At 40.9% G+C, this 23,845-nt stretch carries 18 protein-coding genes; 12 read left to right on the forward strand and 6 right to left on the reverse strand.

Features of this window, described 5'->3' with window-relative positions; all coding sequences use genetic code 11:
* Nucleotides 1-264: 264 nt before the first annotated feature.
* The 4 genes from KJA58_RS02955 (at nt 265) to KJA58_RS02970 (ending at nt 4,890) form a co-directional block, all read left to right on the forward strand.
* Nucleotides 265-3,177: an OTU domain-containing protein gene (locus tag KJA58_RS02955; protein ID WP_213357971.1), complete on the forward strand. Its 2,913-nt coding sequence runs from the start codon at nt 265-267 to the stop codon at nt 3,175-3,177.
* A 108-nt stretch (nt 3,178-3,285) separates the two neighbouring features.
* Nucleotides 3,286-4,158 carry a 3-deoxy-7-phosphoheptulonate synthase gene (gene aroF, locus KJA58_RS02960; RefSeq protein WP_213357972.1) on the forward strand — a complete coding sequence of 291 codons (873 nt, stop codon included), beginning with the start codon at nt 3,286-3,288 and terminating at the stop codon, nt 4,156-4,158.
* 103 nt (nt 4,159-4,261) lie between these two features.
* Nucleotides 4,262-4,477 (forward strand): hypothetical protein, encoded by a 216-nt coding sequence (locus KJA58_RS02965; protein WP_213357973.1) that lies wholly within the window; start codon nt 4,262-4,264, stop codon nt 4,475-4,477.
* 188 nt (nt 4,478-4,665) lie between these two features.
* On the forward strand, nt 4,666-4,890 hold the full coding sequence (locus KJA58_RS02970) for a hypothetical protein (RefSeq protein WP_213357974.1): 225 nt from the start codon (nt 4,666-4,668) through the stop codon (nt 4,888-4,890).
* Nucleotides 4,891-4,915: 25 nt separating this feature from the next.
* On the opposite strand, the gene KJA58_RS02975 is transcribed toward KJA58_RS02970, so the two are convergent.
* The 3 genes from KJA58_RS02975 to KJA58_RS02985 form a co-directional block, all read right to left on the reverse strand.
* Nucleotides 4,916-6,619, reverse strand: coding sequence for a HEAT repeat domain-containing protein (locus KJA58_RS02975; protein WP_213357975.1), 1,704 nt, complete (start codon nt 6,617-6,619; stop codon nt 4,916-4,918).
* Between the two features lie 80 nt (nt 6,620-6,699).
* Nucleotides 6,700-7,038, reverse strand: coding sequence for an HIT domain-containing protein (locus KJA58_RS02980; protein WP_213357976.1), 339 nt, complete (start codon nt 7,036-7,038; stop codon nt 6,700-6,702).
* The gene (locus KJA58_RS02985; RefSeq protein WP_213357977.1) at nt 7,035-7,925 is read right to left on the reverse strand and encodes an MYG1 family protein; all 891 of its coding nucleotides are present in this window, start codon (nt 7,923-7,925) and stop codon (nt 7,035-7,037) included. Before KJA58_RS02985 ends, KJA58_RS02980 begins: the two co-directional genes overlap by 4 nt.
* Nucleotides 7,926-8,076: 151 nt before the next feature.
* Here KJA58_RS02985 and KJA58_RS02990 point away from each other — a divergent pair, with 151 nt between their 5' ends.
* Entirely contained in the window at nt 8,077-10,188 is a 2,112-nt protein-coding gene (locus KJA58_RS02990) for an LOG family protein (RefSeq protein WP_213357978.1), read from the forward strand.
* A gap of 78 nt (nt 10,189-10,266) precedes the next feature.
* On the opposite strand, the gene KJA58_RS02995 is transcribed toward KJA58_RS02990, so the two are convergent.
* Nucleotides 10,267-11,607 (reverse strand): DUF1207 domain-containing protein, encoded by a 1,341-nt coding sequence (locus KJA58_RS02995; protein WP_213357979.1) that lies wholly within the window; start codon nt 11,605-11,607, stop codon nt 10,267-10,269.
* Between the two features lie 447 nt (nt 11,608-12,054).
* Here KJA58_RS02995 and KJA58_RS03000 point away from each other — a divergent pair, with 447 nt between their 5' ends.
* Nucleotides 12,055-13,257, forward strand: coding sequence for an LL-diaminopimelate aminotransferase (locus KJA58_RS03000; RefSeq protein WP_213357980.1), 1,203 nt, complete (start codon nt 12,055-12,057; stop codon nt 13,255-13,257).
* A complete protein-coding gene (locus KJA58_RS03005; RefSeq protein WP_213357981.1) occupies nt 13,254-14,300 on the forward strand; it encodes an ABC transporter substrate-binding protein in 1,047 nt (348 codons plus the stop codon). The genes KJA58_RS03000 and KJA58_RS03005 overlap by 4 nt, the downstream gene beginning before the upstream one ends.
* 38 nt (nt 14,301-14,338) lie before the next feature.
* On the opposite strand, the gene KJA58_RS03010 is transcribed toward KJA58_RS03005, so the two are convergent.
* Both KJA58_RS03010 and KJA58_RS03015 read right to left on the reverse strand, forming a co-directional pair.
* Entirely contained in the window at nt 14,339-14,611 is a 273-nt protein-coding gene (locus KJA58_RS03010) for a DUF167 family protein (protein ID WP_246485715.1), read from the reverse strand.
* Between the two features lie 8 nt (nt 14,612-14,619).
* On the reverse strand, nt 14,620-15,567 hold the full coding sequence (locus tag KJA58_RS03015) for a hypothetical protein (protein ID WP_213357983.1): 948 nt from the start codon (nt 15,565-15,567) through the stop codon (nt 14,620-14,622).
* Nucleotides 15,568-15,906: 339 nt separating this feature from the next.
* On the opposite strand from KJA58_RS03015, the gene KJA58_RS03020 reads away from it, so the two are divergent.
* From KJA58_RS03020 to KJA58_RS03040, 5 genes are all read left to right on the forward strand, one after another.
* Entirely contained in the window at nt 15,907-17,613 is a 1,707-nt protein-coding gene (locus KJA58_RS03020; protein ID WP_213358374.1) for a proline--tRNA ligase, read from the forward strand.
* A gap of 106 nt (nt 17,614-17,719) precedes the next feature.
* Nucleotides 17,720-18,880: a heat-inducible transcriptional repressor HrcA gene (gene hrcA / locus KJA58_RS03025; protein WP_213357984.1), complete on the forward strand. Its 1,161-nt coding sequence runs from the start codon at nt 17,720-17,722 to the stop codon at nt 18,878-18,880.
* Nucleotides 18,877-19,437: a nucleotide exchange factor GrpE gene (locus KJA58_RS03030; RefSeq protein WP_213357985.1), complete on the forward strand. Its 561-nt coding sequence runs from the start codon at nt 18,877-18,879 to the stop codon at nt 19,435-19,437. Before hrcA ends, KJA58_RS03030 begins: the two co-directional genes overlap by 4 nt.
* 27 nt (nt 19,438-19,464) lie before the next feature.
* Nucleotides 19,465-21,444: a molecular chaperone DnaK gene (gene dnaK / locus KJA58_RS03035; protein WP_213357986.1), complete on the forward strand. Its 1,980-nt coding sequence runs from the start codon at nt 19,465-19,467 to the stop codon at nt 21,442-21,444.
* A gap of 141 nt (nt 21,445-21,585) precedes the next feature.
* A complete protein-coding gene (locus KJA58_RS03040) occupies nt 21,586-23,712 on the forward strand; it encodes a ribonuclease R family protein (RefSeq protein ID WP_425513805.1) in 2,127 nt (708 codons plus the stop codon).
* The last annotated feature ends 133 nt before the right edge of the window (nt 23,713-23,845 follow it).

Consider the following 23,845-nt stretch of genomic DNA (forward strand, 5'->3'; position numbering starts at 1 on the left):
GAAAACTCTATGCAATCCCCTGAATATCAGCTGTCACCTCTCTTCGAAATCCACACTAAAAATGTCTAGAACTATTCTTTAAGATTTCTTACAATTTCTTGGTCGTTCCAACAACTTGATTCTAAAAGTAAGCTCCTCAGAATCGTTTTTGGGAACTTTCTCAGAAAACCAGCTTCAAAAAACTATTTATAGCTTTTTGAAAGGAATCTAGCGTTATTGCATTATACCAAACGGCTGTACCTTGTAACAGAAAAGGACTGTATTATGTACCCTCTGGGACTTCGTTCATCTTCTTCACCCCATCCTCCTTCACAACACGTCCCCCCTCCGCCAACACTGAATAATAGCTCTCCCCAAGAAGCTGGCAGCCAACCCTTATGGAAAAGAGTTCTTCTGTTTGTACTGAAAATTTTATTCCATATACTCACTCTGGGAATCTTCCTCATTATAGATCACTGTTTTAAATATGATGTTCTCTCACCTCCAGAGACACCCTTCTCATTGCCCAAAACCCCTCAATTACCGAAAAAACCTTTAGATCTTCTCAAATTTTTCCCACAAACATTCCCAACACCTGTTCCCATTTCCATACAAAAGACTATGCCCACCTACGGTCCCTTAGTCCTCGCTCATCCACCAGGAATGAGTCGTTCTTATGCCTGGGAACTCTCAGACTCTCTTCTAGACCTATACAAAAAGCAGGCTGCAAATAACGCACCCAGAGCTGCTCTCCCTTTTCTAACTACTCTATTCGGAATCGTGGAAAATCTTCATTTTGTAAGCAGCTACCCGGTCTACCTAATGCAATCTTTTCAGGAAGTGGGCCTTATTGATAGATTTCTCAAAGAACCCTCTAGTCCGGAAGAAGAATGGCTGTTTCCCAAAATAGTCGAACAAGTGTGTTACTTGGATAATAAATACTTTCTGATTAACGTTTCTGGAGACGGAAACTGTTTCTACAGATCTTTTGCCATAGGATGGCTCGTTTCCTTGATAAGCAATCCAGGCAATCCCAAAGCTCTCAGAGAAGAAATTCAAAAATTAGAAGCTCTACCTTTCACCAAAGCATCGGAAAAAAATGCCGAGCTAACACGACGGGTAGTTGCTATACTAAAATTATGCTTCAGAAAACGCAAAATCTCTTTTCTTTTCGACGAAGTTATTCTATCTTCACCCATGACTGATGTGATCATGTTCCTACGAGAGCTCTCCTACTTCTCTGCTTCTCAGGAAAGAAAGTCCTCTATGACGGAAGCAAACGCAAAGCAGTTAATTCTATTGCAACTCAACGACGACCCTTCCTACCTCCAACAGGCGCTCACTACTCTTTCTGAATTCTCCCCCTGCAGCGCAAAAATTCAGGGCGTATTCCTCTCCCCAGACGCTCTCCTAAACTCTTCGCAACTCTCTCCTTGTGATGAACTGCTATTGATGTGCAGATTCTTCAAAAAATTATCCTCATCCAATCACAAAGACGTCGCACCTTTAACTAAAGCCCTAGGAATAACTCTTAACACCATCCTCTCTCCAATAAGCAAAACTATTGCATCCAATTGGCCAACCCTTTTTGCAAATACCCTCTCCTCTTCTGAATACAAACTTTTAGAACAAAACACCCCTTATCTCTCTACAACTTCCAGATTATACGTATTTTTGGAGTCGCTTCCCGCATCCTCCTTTGATTCACGAATAGAAGCCTTCCTGGAAAAAGTTCGAAATCAAATACGAACTTATAGCGCATCAAAACTTTCCCTCCGCGATCTTTTGTCTCTTCGAGACTCCACAGAACATAGCTTCTACCAAATAAAAGAACGACTAATCCGCTCGCTATTCCGCAAAGATTTTTTCTTACGCTCTATGAACGCTCTTCTAACAACAGTAAACTCTTCTTTGCCGCACTCAGAACATACAAAACAAGTAATCAAAGATTTTCTCTCTCTTCTTAACGAAAATTTCTCATCCCTTTACGAAGCCAATAGGGAGATAATTCACATCCAGCAACAAGAATTGCTAACAGAAGAGTACCTCCTAGGTGCAACGCCTGGTGCTGCTACTGCTGAACAAGATTGGAAAAAAGATTTTAACACCCTTACTAGCAATTTAAACATAAAAAATTTGGACCCTCTCGTCTTAGACTTTCTCTTTCTCATAAATTCTCCTACCCGGGCAGAGAAGGTTTTAAAATCACGACGATGTGCCGCCCTACTAAATACATTTTCCTACCTCTACAATGCGACCGCAGCAGAACTTCTCGAAAATACCTCATTCAAAAATTCGCTAAAAAAAGCTTGTCTCCATCTCTGCTTAACCCAGCGATACGCTTCTGATGAAGAAGCTCTATTTACTCAAATAAAATCAGATGGCGACAAAATAACGGTTATTAAAAACACCTTCTCGCATCCTGAGATAACTTACTCGCAAGGTCTAAATAGTCTTTTAGATTCATGCTGGGCCATACTAGCCCAAGCAAACAGCGCTGCCTCTCGATTGATGTCTACTTTTAATAACGAACACAAACAAAAACTAGACCTCTATAAACAATCCCTAAAAGTTCTGTCCTCTCGAGACGGAGCTGTGTGGGGACAAGAAAATATCTTACACAAAATTAATGACGGAGCCTTACTTTATGCTTTCCTTCTAAATCATCCAGGCGTTGTAGACGAAAACAGGGATGCCGCTGCATTCCTTACCCGCTGCAAAGCTCTTTGTAATCAATTTTATCCTCAGTTGGAAGAGTCGTTACCCTCCAAAAACATTCAAAACAAACTCTTGCAAAAACGACTATCTGAAGCTATTTTTTTTCAAAAATTATTTATCCAAAATTCTCTCTATAAAAGTTTGTTGGAAAACTTACTTACAGACATGCCCTTAGATGATCTAGATAAGGCCTTCGTACACTCCGTTTCTCAGGCTGAAACTGAACACGTAGCAGCCCTTTCTAGAGAACTAGCTCCTTTCGCTATTTGTCAATTTCTAGGAACAGACGAAGCCATCAACCCCTATAATTTTTCTCTAGAATTAACTGATCAAGTGTCGCTATTAACAAGAACACAAGGATTTATCTCCTTGTACGCTCCAGAAGAGGAAGCCTCTATCCGACTTCTACGGCTTTCTAATCATTACTGTTGTCTTCTACCCATAGAAAAAGAAGAGACAGAAAAAAGCCAAGAACCTTAAAAAGCCTCTAAACTCCGAGAAGCAAGAAAAAGCGCACAATCTTCCTTTCCTCTATTTTCCAAAATAAAAAATTCTTCTATGATTCCGTCTGTTATTCACTTATGACATATGAAAGACCGATCCTCTGAGCAACTTTTAGAAGCTTTCCCAGAACTAGCCTCTTTACAAAAAGAGTGTATTCACGCAGTCAGTAACCCTTTAGAAGATTGCACCACAGCTACAACACTATCCGCAACCGTCTCTTTTGATAAATTTGACCCTATCGTTATCGCAGGACCTTGCGCTTTAGAAAGTTATGAACAGACCTTGGAAATTGCTTTGGCAGTGAAAGCTGCAGGAGCAAAGATTTTCCGAGGATCCGCATACAAACCCCGAACAAGCCCATATAGCTTCCAAGGACGAGGTAAAGATGCTCTCATATGGCACAAGAGAGCTCAAGCTATACATGGACTGCTCACAGAAACCGAAGTTACAAGCCCTCAACTCGTAGAGTTATGCGCTGAGCACGTCGACATACTGCGCATAGGTATGCGCAACATGCAAAACTTTGCTCTCCTAGAAGAAGTAGGAAAAACAGGGAAGCCTGTCATTTTAAAGCGCAGTGCCTGTGCTACGCTAAAAGAGTGGCTTCTAGCTGCTGAATACATCCTAAAAGAAAATAATAGCGGGCCAGTCATCTTATGCGAAAGAGGCATTCGTACTTTCGAATCTTCTATGCGCTACACTTTAGATTTTGGAACGGCTCTGATAGCTAAAGAAATCTCGAATCTTCCAGTGATTATAGATCCATCCCATGCTGCGGGTCATCGGAAGTGGGTCGTTCCTCTTGCTCAAGCGGCGCTTGCTTTAGGCGTTGATGGTGTCATGGTAGAAGTTCATCCTTACCCAGAAAAAGCTCTTTCGGATTCCAAACAACAAATCTCTTTAGAAGAACTTTCTAAGATTACCCATTCTTTAAAAAAGATGCAATTTTGCAACTAAACTCTATTCAAAAAACACAAATTAAATTATCTGATAATTCTAAAGCCTTAAAAACAAAAAAATTAAAATTATAAAAGATTACTAGTATAATTAAGGAGAACCTATGTTAAAAAAAATATACAAAGTATTTTTTGCACAATACGTCCTACTTTGTTCCCAATATCTCCTCTCCTTCATAGTTAAAACTCTCAAGCACTCCGGCGAATACATGCTAGAATCCCCAAAACACTTCCTTGTCCTTGCTCTTATCGACTCTCTCAAAGAAATTGACCCGTTGCCAGAAACCAACGAACCTTACAAAAAACTATTCAGCCGATAAACTTTTCTTTCCTCCAACACACGTGTCCCTCTGAAAAGAGGGACACCCAACGATTTAATGAAATAAAAACACAAAAAACATCAAAAAAATAAAAAGACAAACCTTAAACAAACCAATTATCTTTTTGATAAAAAAGATTTAATTTATTAAACGTTGAAACAAAATAAAAATATAATTTTTGATCTGTTATGGAAAAAAACAATAATGACATCATACCTTTAGATTCTTTTACTAAAAGAATGCTTTCCTATGGAGTAAAACAATTAATTTCTTACGCCATAGAATTAGTTGAAGAACTTAAAAACAATATAGAAGAATATTTTCAAGAAGAAACTTCAAAAGAAAACAGAAGCAAACTTATCAAATCTATGATCGAAAGCCTATCAAGCCTTTACCAAGAAGACAAAAAATAAACTACAGGGCTTCCCTAAAGAAGCCCTACTTTAGTAAGTAAAAAAGCGCTCCCGCACAAGCAACGCGAAGTGTCGGCAAAGATTCTTGACAACCAACAACAAGAAATGGAATAGCAGAACGATTTTTTGACACCGCAATAGATTCGATAATTTCCAACTTCTCATGCCAAGAACAATCCGCATACACAGCCTCAACACTCTCAAGAAAATGTAATGTTCCATACAGTCTCAACTGCAACAGCATAGCCTCTAATTTTACAGAAAAATTTTTATCCTCCATCATCCTGGAAAGGAAAAGTTTGGTCTCTTCCTCAGCTCCATCTTCAATAAACATTCCAAGAAAATGTCCCCCATAAAAAAATCTCCTTTCTGCAACAAAGGATCGTAAAACCTCTCGGCTTCTAGAGTATCCCGAAAGGATCGCCAATCGAACCAAACGAAGGCCTAACTCTAAATCTCTCATCTCTTGAAATGAGGATGCGCTGCAAGCATCAGAATAAGGCAAGGACTTGTCCATACCTAAGCATAGCAATCTTCTCGTCGAAGAAGATATTTGCTTCTCCGAAGATTGAAGAAATGCTAACACTACATCACCAGCTTCATCAACAGATTCTCTATTTACTAAAAGAATTGTAGCCAAATCGATGGCAGATCGTTGAGAGCAAACCTTTGACAAATAAACTTTGGCTAAATCTTTGCCATAAACCCCAAGACTGGCTAAAGATTCAGAGGCCATCTCACAATCACGAGAGAAAGAAGAACTTAATCCCTGCGATAAAATTTCTTCTCCAAGAGGATCATCAACAAAGAATAAAATGGAAGCTCCGGTATACATTAGCTCCTTGGAAAACTCTTCCTTTACTAATTCTCTAACACGAGCAATGAAATCTTTTTCTTGGGATAAAACCTTCTTCCCTTTTCTAAGAGCTGCAGACAGAACAGCTTTCTTCACGTCTAAACAACTATGATCGAGATACTCTCTGAAAAGAGTAAAAACACCTTCAACATCATGGGTAGCAGAAAACTCACAAACAAAAAGCGCCATCTCAATGTCACCCAACGCTCGCTCAGCAAAAAGACGTTGAAATTCCTTAGGATCTACTAGCTCTGCTATGGCCCTAATGGCTTCCCTACGCTCGCTAGCAACCAAAAGATGATTTGATGCAACAGCAAACAACTTGGGTATGACCTCTTTCATACTAAGATCAGAACAAACATGATAGGATAACGAACGAACAAAAGAGGAGCGATCGCTAAAGGCCGTTCTCTCTATTTCTTTTCGAACAGCATCCGTCGGATAATGCGCAGCAATCTGAACAGCAAGCCCTCGAACATGATAATTATCGTCATCCAAAGCATCTAAAATGGAGGGCACTAAACGGAAATCTCCTGCCATTCCCGATGCCAGCAAAGCCAAACAACGTACAGTATGCGAAGAATCCTTAAGCCCTCTCTTCAAAACTTCAATAGAAAAATGCTCCAGAACATCTCTAGATTCTCGTATTTCTGGATACAATAAACTTAAACGAAAATACTCCTTTCCCCACTCAACAAAATCTCCCCGAGCAGCAAGCGCCCTTAAATACAGCTCCGCCACTTTTAAAGAACTATCGCTAGCCAAAAACTGTTTAGAAAAAACTTCAACGTCAGCAAAGGAATTCGTCAATAGCCTTTTAGAAATAAAATCTTCCGAAGAAGAATACTCCTCCGAAACAAGAGGAGCCTCCATAGAAAAAAGGCCTACAGAAGAAAAAGCCACCGAAAAGGAAAGTGCTATAACAGAACGATAAAAGAGGTTCCTAAGGTTTCTTAGGAAAAAGAATGCCCCAAAGACTTTCCCCCCAAAAGATGAATATGAAGATGAAATACGCACTGACCGCCCTCTTTCCCATTATTTATCACGAGGCGATAGCCATCGGCAATATTGAACTTTTCTGCCATCTGCTGGGCAATAGCTCCAGCCTCCGATAATAGGGAAAGATCTTCCTTGGAAAGATCATGAAAACGCTCAATACATTTCTTAGGAATAATTAGTAAGTGAACAGGAGCCTTAGGAAATTTGTCATGAATAACGATAAAACGTTCATTTTCAAAAACCTTGTCACAGGAAACTTTTCCTTCTATTATTTCTCCAAAAATCGTTGTCATACAATCTCCTTAATCCCTCGATAACGTAGGGTAGCGTTTAAAGCTTTCAAACAACTTTCCCTATCTTTCCAAACAGAAAGAAATAATCCCTTGTGACAAAAAATACCCCCATCAATACCGCTAACTTCGCACAGCTGATCTCCTAAAAGTCCCGCCCATGGATCTGGAAAAGGAACTCTTACTTCCATACGACGATCTAAAGAAGGTGGTACTCCACGTAAAATCCATTGCCCCGAAGAAGGAAAGATAAGGAAAGCAGCTGAGTGACGCTCCCCTCCCAAAGCAAAAAAGTTATCTAACCAAGCTATGGGACCTTTAAATTCCATAAAAATACCCGCACTTTTCTCCATAGCCTCAGCAACTTCCTGCCGACACTTTTGATTGTACGAGAATCTATCCCTCAAGCATAAGATCAAATCTTTAGTAAAAAATAAGGCTTTTTTAAAAGCTTCTTCAAAGAACCCATCATTGCCAGATTCTTCATGAGGAGAATATATTTTAATAATATCAGAAAACGAACAAAAACCTTCCGGAGAAAAGCATCTCCCATTATCTTGCTCGTCAACACCATGGATCAACTGGTTGTTGAGAAAAGCATACTCTTCAACGCCTATCTTCCCTATCGTCTGAAGATAATGCAGGATCATTCCCGCACTACTCCACTCCCCCGAATAGGAAGATTGGTGATGATCAAAACGCTTCTTTTCTGGGGAGTACACTCCCCCAACATCGCAAACATATTCACAGCAAGCTAATTTCTCGGGGTCTCTAGTACGCACAATCTTATCCTCATCAACGAGACCGAAAATGATTAACAGCGCGCAAGCAGCAACCTCATCAGCATGGAAAGAGCCATCATGAACTCCCACGCTCCTTAAAATTTGCATGAAAGACCTCCAAAATAGAATCCTCCGATTTTATAAGAGTCTGATTAATTCTCAACTGGAAAACGATCTCTTTGCTTTTTCAATATCAAATCCATTATAGAACTGGAAGAGACATATCCGCGAAAAAGCACCAAAATACCTAACACTACTTATGACAAAATTTCTTTACTCGGGGAACGATGCTATATCCCCCGATGGGTACTTAGTTTCTCCTCCAAAGTTCCTTCAAGGGAACTCTTACAGCAGCCATGTACGTATAGAAAATATTCCTGAAAATTTTCTCGGGTACTCTTTACCCAAAGAGTCTCTATCTATGAATCTCAAAAGCTGCTTAGCTCAACTCGGAATAGAAGCTTCTGCAGAAAATATCTCCCTAGATAGAAATACAAACTCCGCAGAAATCTCCGTCCTGTTTACAGCTTATGGCCCCATAGCGTCAGCAGCTCTTTCCCTCCTACAGCCCGGGACGTTCGTCGCCAAATTATTTGCTGCCGATGATCGTAGACTAGTCAGAAACGAAGACTATCTACAAAGAATCTTACATGCAGAAGACCGTAACGGTCTTCCCTTATTACGTCTAGGGACAACATTCTCTCATGAAAAACCCGATTGGCAAATTATTGACGGCAGACTTGTTGCCTTCATCCCACTTATTCCAGGAGTCACTACCTACGAAAAAACTATCTACGGTTTTCTTCCCTTCCTAGCCAAAGCTCTCACCAAAGATAACATTCCTACTAGAAAGTTCCTCGCTCTTTATCAAACTCATGTGCTCGCTGATGCTAAGCTCCAACCAGACAACATCCTATTGGTGAAAACTTTACCCCTACATATCCGAACCATGTTTGCTCGAGTTGTCCAAGAATTACTGCCCAAAGGATTTCGACATACGGCAGCAAACATTCTGCAACCAGACACCACAGCATCTGGAGACATATATGAATTCTACGGAGAATCTAATGAGGTCATCAACAAAGTCCCACTGGAATTTTTCACTATAGAACCCGCAAAGGAGCATTCTTTCTTTTATTACAGAGACACTTTACAAAAAAAATTGGAAAATTTTAACAACCTAATCTCTATCTTCGATACCTATCCAGACGCTTATGGTCAAAGAAAGCGCAAAGCAACATTTATCTGTAAGGGCAGTGAATTATATTCTTTGTCTTCATCTGACTGGATCCTAGGCAGACAAGATTCTATGTCTCCGAACTTTTTAAAAGAAATGCCTCTAGATACAGCCGAAGAATACTTAAAAAACCAACCTTGTTATCCCTTCCTTCAGGCCATAGAATCAGGGAAAATCACCAGCCAAGGGGTATTAATTACCGAATACTTCCCTTCGACCCTCTTAAAAGGCATGCTCCTGTCTTACTACGTAAGGACCCAACTCAAACAAATCTACTTCCGAAATCCTTCCCAATCCCAAGGGCAATATTTTTCTGATAGAGATCGTGCTATGCTCCTGGATCTTTATACATTTGGAATCTCAGTCTTCTGGGTGGATGAAACAACGAAAACTATTCTCAAATATGTAAAACGAAAAGGCAAAGAAGCTGGGATGTTCCTCCCCCCCGAGAGAGAGCAAGAGTTTTTAGATGCCACTTTCTTCGGAGTCTATGGCTCCAACATGATTGTAGGCAATTTTGAGTCGGAGATAACCTCTCTTATGAACTCCTTGCTAGAAATAAAAAAAACCATCCTCCACCCGCTCCTTTCCAAGACGCGTCCATTAGCTATGGTCACGGGAGGAGGACCTGGAGCCATGGAATCTGGTAACCGCGTGGCACGAACCCTTAACATCCTTTCTTGCGCCAATATCATGGATTTTGAAACCTCCGGAAATACTGCCGGTGCACAACCAACAAATATGTTTATCGACGCAAAGATGACCTACCGACTAGGAGAGTTAATAGAAAGGCAAGATCATTTTCATTTAGATTTCCCTATTTTCCTTATGGGAGGTGTAGGAACAGATTTTGAAATGGCCCTAGAAGTTGTCAGCCTCAAAACAGGCCGCAAACAACCTTCTCCAGTAATTCTTTTCGGATCTCCAGAATATTGGGAACGCAAGCTGTCATCCATCTACGCTGTCAACCTGGACTCTGGAACTATCAAAGGATCTGAATGGATCAGCAACTGCTTGTTCTGTGTACAAACAGCTCGACAGGCTCTAGATGTTTACGAAAAATTTTTCCAAGGAATTTTGCCTATAGGACCAAACTACCCAGCTTATCCAAAAGGGTTTGTAATCGTAAATTAAGCAAAAAACTCCTAAAAAATTCTTGATTACAACCTTCAAAAAGTTGACAGTCTTGTCCTGGATAAAAATCGATTCTTTCTATAATCCATACATCAAACGGAAACCATAGTATCGCGATTTTTCCCGAATGAACTGCCCTTCTTTAGAAAAACCTTCGTGATACTCCAATAAGGCTCGGATTTTTCGACCGACATCGCGGAATCTAGACCACTCCATACCCACAACATAGGTCTGATCTAGACCAAAATTTTGCTCTTCCCAAAACCGAAAATGCATGGCCATGATGGGCTGGGCGTACAAATTGTTTTCTTTGTCTCTTAAGCCAAAGGGACGAATTTCTGAACCACACTCGAAGTACAAAGGTTTCTCTGGAAAAGTCAGATCCCTATTAACAATATACCCCACACCTCCATACAGGCGCAAAGTATGGTTGTGCGTATAAGAAAGGAAAAAATCTAACCCCTCATCACTTAAATTAAAGCGCGGAAATGTCGGATTCGTCAGCAAAAATTCATCGCCAAGATGAGATGACAGGTGCCATGCGCGTAATCTACAGCTCCACTTATCAAAAGCATAGCCAAAGAGAAGGCTTACGAAAAAGTCTGAGTTAACCATGCACGCGTCAGGATGCTCCAAATCAAAGACAGAAAACACCCCACACTGAATGCCGAGATCAAGGTCTCCTCGAAGACACCCCACATCAAAAAGTCGAAGCAAGATAATATCCCCACCAAAGATTGCTGACCCTACACGACTTCCTATAACTTTGTCATCAAAACGAATACTAGCAGAGGTTGTAACCTGCCTAGGATCCGCAACTAGGGGTTGGAAAAGTACTGTGTTTTGAGGAAGCCATACTCCTTCTTTACCAAAGAGCACAGGAGAGCGCACACTTCTACATGCTGGCAAGGGGTTTTTATTACTATTCTCTAAGAGGGTTATATCAACAATTTTACCTTCAGCAGAAAATTTTTCAGGGCAATTTTTACGAAGAAAGTCTTCATAATGACAAGAGATTGCTTCCACAGAATTTATGCAAGGAATGTCTTGAACAAAACAAATAATATCTGTAGCCAAACAATCATCATTAGGCAAAGAGAATAGATAGGCCTTCCCTGAAAGCACTATAGCCCGAACTCGACAATCAACATAGTGCATATCTAAAAGAGCTTGAACATATCCCGTCACATACCTGTCGTTAGGACATAACTCCAACCTTTCAGGAATTTGATCTGTACGAACAATTTCTATGTTGTCCAACCGACATTCCGGACATTCTCTTCGTTCTGAAGATTCTTCCTCCAAAACCTCGGCAAAAGAATACGTTAACAGAGACTTTTCCTGGCAATATCCAAGAAATCCCCTAGAAAAAAAACATGATCCTAAAGCTAGAACGCAATAAAAAGATAACCATCTCATAGACAAGCGTTAATAAATAGAATAGATTTATTTATCAATTTTTATTAATCACTATTTAGCATCAAAAAGGGTTTCTTCTCAAAAAATATCCTCATCACCCTCCCCTTCTCCACTCCCTAAGCGATAAATGAACGATCTTACAACGATCTTACAATGTTATCCATTAACCCCTTATTTCCATTATCAAAGAACTCATAAAATCAAAGACCTCATCAGGTGACACATGAATTTGTTGCAGCAAAACTTGAGTTAAAATAAAACGAAAATGAAAGATTGGCCCATTAGAAAAAATCCTGTTCGAAACTTTCCTTCACATTTGTTTGAGAATGAAAACCTCTATAGGAAATAAGCAAGCCCCGAAGGGAATTTTTTTAAGAAAAATCCTCACAAAAATTCTTTTGATGCTTAAGATGTACGGTCTCTCAACTAGCTATTCCGGACGGTGCTATGCTCTCTAACCCTTGTTTCAATAAATTAAAGCCCAGTTACCTTTTCAAAGAAATCTCCGAAAAACTTCGTGCCTTTAAGGAAAGTCATCCCGAGACTGTTGTCATAGACCTTTCCATTGGAAATACAACACATCCAATAGAGAAGGAATTGTCTGAGCATCTAGCTTCGGTTGCTCATAAGCAGTCGTGCAAAGGGGGATATTCTGGATATGGCCCTGAGAACGGTTCCAGCACCCTAAGAACTGCTATAGCACAAACATTCTACCAAGGACTAGTCGCTCCTAGTGATATTTTCATATCCGATGGGACAAAATGTGATCTAGGCCGCTTGCAAGCTCTCTTAGGCCCTGGCAGGATCATTGCTTTACAAGACCCTGTCTACCCAGCCTATAGAGATGTCTCTATTATTGGAGGAGCTTCTGAAATAATCTCTATTCCATGTAGAGAAGAAAACAACTTCTTTCCCGACATCCGATCCTTACCCGTCGTTCCTGATGTCCTTTTCATTTGTTCCCCAAACAATCCTACAGGCACGGTCCTAACCAAGAACCAACTCGCATTCATCGTGAACTACGCTCTAGAAAATGAGTCTCTTATCGTTTTCGACACCGCTTATTCCTCCTTCATCTCAGATCCTGCTCTCCCAAAATCAATATTCGAAATTCCGGGAGCTGAACGATGTGCAATCGAGTTCGGCTCCTTCTCTAAAACCTTTGGCTTCACAGGACTGAGGCTAGGATGGAGTGTTGTTCCCTCTCAGCTCCAATATTCTGACGGGTCTTCTGTGCAAGCTCATTGGAACCGGGTAATTTCCACCCTGTTTAACGGAGCATCTTCCGTTATCCAAGAAGCGGGAATAAAAGCTTTAGAAACATATTCTCCTCAGGGAAACGCAGCCTTAAGATACTACAAAACTAACGCCAACTTATTAAGAGAGGCTTTGCTTTCAGCTGGGTTCTCTGTCTTTGGAGGAGATCATTCTCCCTATCTGTGGGTAAAGCTTCCCGAAAATCTCGCCTCCTTAGATCCTTTTGACTTTTTCCTGGAGGAGTATGGTATCGCTGTGACTCCAGGAGTAGGCTTTGGAGCTGAAGGGAAGGGCTTTGTCCGCTTCTCTTCTTTCGGCGATCAGGCCGGTGTGGAACTAGCTTGTCAACGACTGGCTTCCCAAAAGAGTTTTATTCCCTTAGGTGCTTTATGAACTTTCGTCTTCCCTTTGGCAAAGTTTTTTGTGTGCTAGCCTTCATAGTTTCTGGAGCTTTCGTTGTCTTTTCTGGGCAGATAAAGGCTAGTCCCCCTCAGCCGCCTAAAATAGGAATTTTCCTCTCCTTTTCCCATCCCAAAGTCGAAGACTGTCTCAATAGTTTCCAGGACACTCTACGCTCTCTGAAAGAAGCCCTCCCCGTGGTTGTAGAAAACGCCGAAAACAATCTATCGGAGGCTCGAAAGATTGCTAGGAAGTTTCACAGAGATCCCTCCATTAAAGGCATTTTTACTATAGGCTCCCTATCAACAAAAGTCATGTCTCAGATAGAAGACGAAAAACCTATCGTATATGCAGGTGTTCCTGAGAGTGGTTCCTTACGTCTATACAAGAGTTCAAAAGCTTTCCATGTCGAAGAAAACATGGACATAGAGCAATTGTGTTATATCATACAAACAGTATGCTCGTCTGATAAGTCCATCTTCTGTTTTCGCGATGTTACAGACCCTTTCCCGCCAATTTTTCAATCCAAAATAGCAAAGAGACTTCAACAGTTTGGCATCCAAGTCATAGATCAAGGCTTTTCTCCCTCGAACTTAACAACAAAGCTCCAGCAAGTCTTAGAAAAAAAACCTTCTGCTATTTTCCTGCCTTTGAACACACATATTTCCAAGCAGACAGACCGGATCCTCCCAGAAATTCTTAAAGAGAAAATCCCAGTAATCACAGACGACCCATCCTTACTTCCCAGAGGAGCATATGCTGCTCTTGCTGTAGATTACAAGAAGTCTGGTAAGCAAGGAGCTCTCCTTTTAAATAGCATCGTCAATAGCTCTAGCGATCAAACATTTAAAACTATTCTTTCCGATCCCACGCCCAGGAGCACAACCTTTAATGAAGAAATAGTAAAAACCTTGGGAATAAAAATTCAGCGAGCAGAAAGAAAAGCTAGATCCATAATCTTTAAAGATTTCAGGGAGAAAAAATCTATCACTAAAAGCGAGGACAAAAGCAAAGCAGAACCTGCTAGCAACTCATGACCATCGCGTCTCCTCCCTTAAAGTGGAAGAAAATTCTCTCAGGAGCGCTCTTGTTCTAATAAGAGGAGTTTGTCTTTTACAGACGCTGGGAGGAGAATTTTTTTCCTTCTAGATGTTTCTCCAGACAAAATGACAACCTCCCTTTTGGGCAGATCAAAAAACTCTGCAACGAGAGAAATAACAGCGTAGTTGGCTTTTCCCTTTTCCGGCGCTTCTGTCACACGAACCCTCAAAACTCCATCCGCAAGAGGCCCCACACCCTCTTTCTTTGCTCCAGGGGTAACCTTAACCTCTATAACACACCCATCCATATCCACTTTTAATCAAGAACTCTAACCAAAGCCCCGTCACTCTCATCATACCACATAGACAAAACATGTAGACAGAGGCGTGCAGCCCAGCTTTGTTTTAAAACAGACTCACTAAACCCTGGCCCCGCAACAATCCCCGGCTCTCTTGAAGAATATCTCCGAACTCTCGCTGCGTCTAAGGAGATAAATGGCTGGCTGCTTACAAACAAAGTTTTTGAAAATCCTTCGTAAGAGCGGAACAACTTTAAAGTGTCTTCCCTCGTGGCTCTCGTATGATCTCCACTGGGCTTAGCGGATACAAACACTACAGACATTTTCGATATATCTCGCCATATTTTGGGCAACTTCATCTGAGCCCAAACGAACCTGGCAACACCTTCCTCATTTCTAGGCATGTCCCCGTTTCTCTCATCCCAGCTAGACTCTATGGGAAAAGGATTATGCCGAGAATCAAAAAACTGCTCTCTTTCTTCAATATTCCTATAGAGGGGTCTCTCTCCACACAAGAAAACTATTTTCTTAAAGCGAACACCTCTATTCCATTCCCGAACCAAAAAATCTAACCGCTGTCTTATGGAAGGAAGCGTGCCTCCTAGGATCACCGCAGTATCGTAGGTAGCCGAATAAGCAGGGACAACCTGTGTCATGTACAACATCGAAAGGTCATTATAAAAAGCATGAATATCACTTACTCGAATAGGATCTGCTATCTTCCCGTCCCTTCGCTCCTTCTCCTCCAACCTCCAAATACGCAAAGCTTCTCTGATATCTTCTTTGGACTCTAGATCCATAGCACCAATTTGAGCTAAAATATTCCTTAGAGGTTCCTTAAACCAGTTTTTCTGAAAAGACGATGCACGCCTCTCCATAAGACGCGAACAACAGCAACCAAAAGAAGTTACAACCGTTGCAGCCACTAAGAATAGAGCCACTATCTTTACAAAACCCTTTTTCATACAATCAAATCCCATAGCTCCACAATTTGATCACGCTAAACATACAGAAGAATGTGAAAAAAAACAAATAATCGAAGCACTACTATTTTATACCCCCTCCATCCAAAGCAATCTTCATTAAGATTCTCTGAAGATCTTATTATTTTTTCCTTTGCAAATGCAAAAGAATATTCATTAAAATACCCCAGCTCAGAGAGAAAGCTCGTAATGGACGGTCTGCACACATCTTTCAGCCTGTGCCCCCAAGACACGGAGGCGTTGTCGCTGGCGCCCGCCTCCCTATTTTCGACAAGCCTAACTCTCGTGACAGACTTAATCAATTTAGTTGGAAATCATATTATGAGGAGCTCCCTTCTATTTTATAAAACATCAAAAAACGCTAATAAGGATTCTCAAGTCATTTCTAATGAACTTTTAGAAAAAGCCGATTACATCCGTAAGATTTCTAAGGGCATTTTTTCTTATGGCCCCCTTATGCAACGCGTCGTCAAAAAGTTTTGTCAAATCATAAGGGAAGAGCTTGATAAAGTTGGTGGACAGGAAGTGTGCCTCCCTATCCTACAACCAGCAGAATTTTGGGAAAAAACGGAACGCTGGCAAGCTTTTTCTAGCGAGGGCCTTTTGTATACCCTTAAAGACAGAGAACAAAGAGATTTTTGTATAGCCCCCACTCATGAAGAAATTATTTCCTCTCTGGTATCAGAAAAAATCACCTCTAAAAAACAACTGCCTATTCACCTGTACCAAATTGCACCTAAGTTTCGAGATGAAATTCGCCCTAGATTTGGTTTAATGCGGTCCAAAGAACTTCTTATGGAAGACAGTTACACCTTTTCTGCCTCTCCAGAACAAATGGAAGAACAATACCAATTACTAAGGCACGCCTATTGCAATATCTTCGATCGCCTAAATCTTCGGTACGTAATTGTAGAGGCTGATGGAGGAAAGATTGGCAAAGGCAAGTCAGAAGAATTTCAAGTACTATGTAGTCTGGGAGAAGACACTGTCTGCGTAAGCGAACAATATGCCGCTAATATAGAGACCGCTAGAGCCTTACCTCAACCCTTTGCCTACGATAAAGCTTTATTGCCCCTAGAACAGCACCAAACCCCTAACATAGGCTCTATAGAAGCTCTTCAAAAGTTCTTCAATGTTGCGCCTCAAAAAATTTTAAAAACCTTAGTGTTTAAACTGCTTTATTCTGAAGGGAGTAGAATGGTTGCTATAGGAATACGTGGGGATAGACAAGTAAATACGGCCAAAGTTTGCTCAAAATTTCTTGCCAATGAAGTTGTCCCAGCAACGGAGGAAGAGCTATCCTCTTTGGGAACTACGAAAGGATTTATAGGCCCACTGAACTGCCCTATAGAATTTTTTGCCGATTTTTCCACAGAACCCATGACCAATTTTATCTGCGCAGGAAATGAAAAAGACATTCATTACTTGAACGCAAACTGGGAACGGGATTTCCCAAAACCTTCTTTCGCTGATTTCTTGTTAGCTGAGGAAGGAGATATTTGCCCGCAAAACCCTGCTACCCCTTACAAAATGATGAAAGGAATTGAAGTCGCTCACATCTTCAATTTGGGCACAAGATACACTGAAGCTTTTAACGTGTCCTTTCAGGATGAACAAAATACGTCAAGCCTGTGTTGGATGGGGACATACGGTATTGGCGTTGGTAGAACATTAGCGTCTTGTGTTGAACAATTATCTGATGATAAGGGAATTGTTTGGCCTAATTGTTTAGCGCCTTTCTGCGCAACCATTATACCAGCAGGAAAGACCCAGGAAATCCTAGAGGGCGCTGAAACAGTGTACGCTATACTAAAAAATGCGGGGTATGATCCTTTGCTAGACGACAGGGAAGAGCGTTTCGGTTACAAGCTGAACGATAGTGATTTTGTTGGAATCCCCTATAAAATAATTATTGGAAAATCCTTCCTCTCACATAATCTCATTGAACTGGAGTCGAGAAAAGGGGAAAAGCTTTCCATAAAGATCGACGAATTGCTCCCAACCGTTAAAAATCTTTTTTCTAAGTAAAAGGTTTCTCAAAACAAGCACTCTTAATCAAAGAGTGCTAATTTTAGTTGACCTGCAACTGCTCTTCTTTTATAATCCCGGGAGATTATCGGTTTTATGGAAGCAAATGGACGCTGGCACCCCCTCCAAAAAGGATGAAAAATTTTTTTCCGTGCTCTTCGCTACTGTGGAGCTGTTCCTCGCTACAGGTCTCCCCGTTGGATCTAAGACCTTGCAAGAAAAAAGCTTTCCTCACCTAAGCACCGCCACTATCCGAAATTATTTCATGGACCTCGAAAAAAGAGAACTCCTCAGAAAAAATCACGTTTCCGGAGGAAGAATCCCTACAGATGCCGCCCTGCGCGCTTACGTAAACCTTTACACTCACGACGACTCGTACCCAATATCTCCAGGAATACTATCCTTCCTCGAAGACTTCCCCGACGAAAGCCGAAATATCGTCCGAGACCTACAGAACGTCACCGAAAAAATCGGAGAAGCTCTCCAACTCCCCACATTCTTTTCTGCTCCCAGATTTGAAAACGACGTAATCACAAATATTCAGTTAACGACTATAGATGACTCCCGGTTTCTTGTAATCTTAACCTCTGAATTTGGACAAATTTTCACCGATGTATTGTGGTTTTCTTCCCCAGAAGGAAAAAGTTCTCTGGAGAAGATCGAACTATCCTTGAAATCTCGCCTCAGAAAGGAATCGTGCCCAACCGAACTCTCGGCTACTGAAAAAACTCTAGCATACAGAATTTACAATGAAGTTGTTATCCGCTACCTCACTCGCTATTGCAATTTCAGTGAGGAAGATCTATACTTTACGGGCTTTTCTAAACTTTTACGGTACGAAACTTTCTCTGACCCAGAGCTCCTAGCCTCAGGTCTGGCCCTCTTCGAAAACCGTAAAGATATGCATGTTATAGTCAATGCGTGCATGTCTAGAAACGAACCTACTATCCTCATAGGAGAAGAATTAACAGAACTATTGAAAAATTCTTATTCAGGCTGTAGCGTGGTAGCCTTTCCTTACCGCATCAATCGAACACCTTTGGGAGCCCTAGGAGTGCTTGGACCATCTAATATTCCCTATAGGGAGATTCTAGGCGCCTTAAAACTATTTTCAAACAAATTACAAGAAGGGTTAACCAAAAGCTTTTACAAGTTTAAGCTTTCTTTCCGAAAACCCAAAGAATCAAGGACAACTTTGGAAAAAAATAACCATGTCCTTACTCAGAGAACCTCGATAAAACTTTTACCCTCAAAGGAAATATCATGAGTGAGACCATACAAGAATCTGACCTATCTAAAGAAGATGACGAACTTTCTTCCCTGCGCAAAGAAATAGAACAACTAAAAGCAGATGTAGAGGAGAAAAATGCCAAATATTTAATGGCTCTTGCCGAGGCTGAAAATTCTAGAAAACGCATGCAAAAAGAACGTCAAGAGCTTACTCGCTATGCCGTGGAAAATGCTATTATAGAATTTTTAGGTCCCATTGAAAATATGGAAAAAGCGCTCAGTTTTGCCCAACAAGGAGCCTCCGATGAGGTCCGCAATTGGGCAACAGGATTCCAAATGATCTTAGATCAACTAAAAATGGTGTTCACTGACAAAGGCATTACAGAGTACTCCTCTTTAGGCCAAAAATTCGATCCCTTCCTACACGAAGCTGTGGAAACAGAAGAAACCGATGAACATCCCGAAGGGACGATTATAGAAGAGTTTTCAAAAGGATACAAAGTAGGAGATCGACCAGTACGCGTAGCCCGAGTTAAGGTCGCCAAACCCATAGTATCCACAACAACAGAAGAAAATAAAAAAGAAGATAATTAAAAGATTAACCCCAAAGTTAGGTAAACAATGAGCGAAAAAAAACGATCAGGAAAAATCATTGGCATTGATTTGGGAACAACCAACTCTTGCGTATCTGTCATGGAAGGAGGTCAGCCCAAAGTTATCACTTCCGCAGAAGGAACAAGAACTACCCCCTCCATAGTTGCTTTCAAAAACTCTGAGCGATTGGTTGGAATCCCTGCCAAACGTCAAGCCGTCACAAACCCTGAAAATACTTTAGGATCTACAAAAAGATTCATCGGAAGGAAATTTGATGAAGTAGCCTCCGAAATCCAAACGGTTCCTTACAAAGTAACTGCTGGCAACCAGGGTGACGCTGTTTTCGAAGTACAAGGGAAACAATACACTCCAGAAGAAATCGGCGCACAAATCCTTATGAAAATGAAGGAAACAGCTGAAGCCTATCTGGGAGAACCTGTTACAGAAGCTGTTATTACCGTTCCTGCATACTTTAACGACGCTCAAAGAGCTTCCACCAAAGATGCTGGCCGAATTGCAGGCCTTGAAGTAAAACGTATCATCCCAGAGCCTACCGCGGCAGCTTTAGCTTACGGAATCGATAAAGCTGGCGATAAAAAAATTGCTGTTTTTGACTTAGGAGGAGGAACTTTTGATATCTCCATCCTAGAAATCGGTGACGGAGTTTTTGAAGTTTTGTCTACAAACGGTGACACTCATCTCGGAGGAGATGATTTTGATGAAGCCATCATCGTTTGGATGATCCAAGAGTTCAAGCAACAAACAGGAATAGATCTAAGCAAAGATAATATGGCTCTGCAACGGCTAAAAGATGCTGCAGAAAAAGCTAAAATAGAATTGTCTGGCGTTCAATCTACGGAAATTAACCAGCCATTCATCACAATGGATGCTTCTGGTCCCAAACATCTCTCATTAACACTGACGAGATCCGCTTTCGAACAACTAGTCGAGCCTCTTGTTTCTAGAACCAAAGAACCTTGCCTAAAAGCTCTTAAAGATGCAGGGCTTACTCCAGATCAAATAGACGATGTTCTCCTTGTCGGAGGTATGTCTCGCATGCCAGCAGTACAAGAAGTTGTTAGAGATATATTTAAAAAAGAGCCTAACAAAGGTGTTAACCCAGACGAAGTCGTTGCTATCGGTGCTGCCATTCAAGGCGGAGTTCTGGGAGGAGAAGTCAAAGATGTTCTTCTCTTAGATGTTATCCCGCTTTCTTTGGGAATCGAAACTCTAGGCGGAGTCATGACTCACCTCGTAGAGAGAAACACTACTATTCCTACACAAAAGAAACAAATTTTCTCAACAGCAACAGACAACCAGCCAGCTGTAACCATCGTTGTCCTCCAAGGAGAAAGACCTATGGCTAAAGACAACAAAGAAATTGGTCGGTTTGATCTAACGGATATTCCTCCAGCACCTAGAGGTCATCCTCAAATTGAGGTTTGTTTCGATATCGATGCCAACGGTATTCTCCATGTCTCGGCAAAAGACGTCGCTAGCGGTAAAGAACAAAAAATCCGCATCGAAGCAGGATCTGGTTTGAAAGAAGAAGAAATTCAACGCATGATCCAAGAGGCCGAAGCCAATAAAGAAGAAGACAAAAAGCGTCGAGAAGAAAGCGAAATCAAAAACGAGGCTGACAGCAATGCTTTCCGAGCATCCAAGGCCTTAAACGACTACAAGGAGCAAATACCAGAAACTCTAGCAAAAGAGATTCAAGAAAAAATTGATGCTGTACGCACAGCTCTCAAAGACGAAGCTCCTATAGAAACCGTCAAAGCAGCTTCTGACGACCTTAGCAAGCATATGCAGAAAATTGGAGAATCCATGCAGGCACAAAGCGCCTCAGCAGCAGCTGGGCAATCTGCATCTGGAGGCCCCAATATAAATACTGAGGATTTAAAAAAGCATAGCTTCAGTACAACTCCACCTAACAAAGGAAACGGAGCATCTGCAGAAAATGTTGAAGAAGCTGAAGTAGAAATTCTTGATAAAGAAAATTCTTAATCATAGAATTCCTGAGCCCCGCCACTGGCGGGGTTTTCTTTAGAAGGTTCGTTACTCTTTTGAAATAACTAACTTTCCGTTATATGCTATATTAACAAATTTCCTCACCACAGGTGAGAGCATTTATTGGAGATTCTCCTCTTGAAAGCAAGAAAAACAAAACGATCCTCTTCTCCGAAAAAACGCACACAAAAGCAATCTAGGTTTAAAAAATCTTCCTCATTTATCGTCATCGGAACTCTGACCATTAATCCTAGAAAAGGATTTGGCTTTGTCCACCCATTAGATCCCAAAGATCTTTCTTTCGATATCTTTATCCCTCCAGGCAGTCTCAAGGGAGCAATTGAAGGCGACTTAGTCTCTGTTCGAGTTTCTGAATCAAGCAACAATAAAGAAGGTAGATACAAGGGCTCTATACAGGAGGTCTTATCCAGAAAAAAAACAACAATTGTTGGAACAATAATATCACTCCAATCACCACTAAAAGCTACTGTTTACGTCCCCGCCTTTGGTCAAGATACAACTGTAAAAGCTTCTCTTCTTCCTGGAAGGACCTATCAAGAAGGCGATCGTATTTTATTGAAAAATGAAAAATGGTCGTCCAAAGGGTCTTTATCAGCTTCCTCTTTCGAAATGGAAAAATTTCTTGGCAACCTTAATGACGCTACAGCAGATTTTGATGTGGTAAAAGAAGAGTTCTCTTTAACAGAAGAATTCCCATCAGAAGCTATCCAAGAAGCAGAATCCTTTTCTCAAGAGCAAATTTCTCAACTTGCGGAAACGAGAAAAGATCTAAGAGATCTTCTTTGCTTTACCATAGACTCCTCCACAGCAAAAGATTTTGATGACGCAGTCTCGTTGACTTACGATCAAGACAATAATTATATCCTAGGTGTGCACATTGCCGATGTGTCCAACTATGTAAAACCTAATTCAGCCCTAGACAAAGAAGCCTCCAAAAGGTGTAACTCCGTTTACTTCCCCGGGAAAGTTATTCCTATGCTTCCTTTCGCTTTATCCGATGATCTATGTAGCCTAAAACCCAACGTAGACCGTCTTGCCGTTTCTGTTTTCATGACGTTTTCTCCCGAAGGATATCTCACTGACTACAACATCTTTCGCAGCATAATAAGAAGTAAGTATAGGATGACCTATGACGAAGTAGACGACATCATACAAAGAAAAATTACCCATCCTATAGCAAAAACAATCGCAAATATGCATGACTTAAGCAACAAGTTCTCTGCTATTCGAGAGCGACGCGGCTGTATACGATTCGTTGCTCCGTCAATTACAATATCTCTTGATTCTAAGCAACAACCTGTAGCTCTCGTTGAAAACTCTCAAACAGATTCTCACCGCCTAATTGAAGAGTTCATGCTTAAAGCAAATGAAGTCGTTGCCTACCACATTAGCCACCAGGGGGTATCCCTACCTTTCCGCATACACGAAGAACCGAACTCAGAAAGCCTGGAATCATTTGCTAGATTAGCAAAAGAACTAGGCTTTGAAATCACTTTCACAAACCAAGAGGAGCCCGACTTCCAACATCTCCTACAAGTAACAGCTGCAGGCCACTCCTTAGAAAAATTTCTGACCTCTCACTTCATCAGAAGCATGAAAACGGCTGTTTACTCTATAGAAAATAAAGGGCATTACGGCCTACGCCTAGACTATTATACACACTTTACTAGTCCTATACGACGTTACGCAGACCTTATTGTCCATAGATTATTATTCGACTCTATGGCTGTTTCCGAAGCTCATCTAGAAGAAATTGTTAGAAATTGTTCCAATATAGAAAGAGTCTCGGCCAGAGCAGAAAACGATTATGAAAACATAAAAAAATGTCGATTTCTTAAAAAATTCCTAGAAGACGCGCCTTCTACCATCTATGAGGCAATGGTTATTTCTTCCACTAAAGATGGCTTAGCCTTTTCCATTCCCGAATTTTTCCAAGAAAGCTTCGTACCCTCCTCTCTCCTCCCTGAGGAATTTAAAGAAAAAAATGAAGGAGAAATCAAGAAATATCCTCCAGGCAGTAAATTCTTTGTTCGACTCATCTCAGTAAACTTGATGACCAAAGAAATCTTATGGGAACCTGTCATACAGAAAGGATCCGAGAAACAACAGGGAAAAAAAATAAAAGCCCAGAAAGAAAAAAAAGCTAAAAAGAAACCTAAGTTTTGCTTAAGAAAGAAAAGCTCTCCAAAATCTAAAACAAGCGAAAAGAAAAGACCTTCTCGATCAAAGAAATCTGAAAAATAACTTTTGAAACAAGCTAGAAACCTTTTACAACAAACTTTTTATTTTTTCTTCGCTTAATGATATCCTGTGTCTGGAGGAGGCCTCTTGCTAATTCTAAAAATAAATTTATGCACGCAAGCAGCTAATTGAATAA

It is taken from the genome of Chlamydiifrater phoenicopteri (assembly GCF_902807005.1).
Classification (GTDB): Bacteria; Chlamydiota; Chlamydiia; order Chlamydiales; family Chlamydiaceae; genus Chlamydiifrater; species Chlamydiifrater phoenicopteri.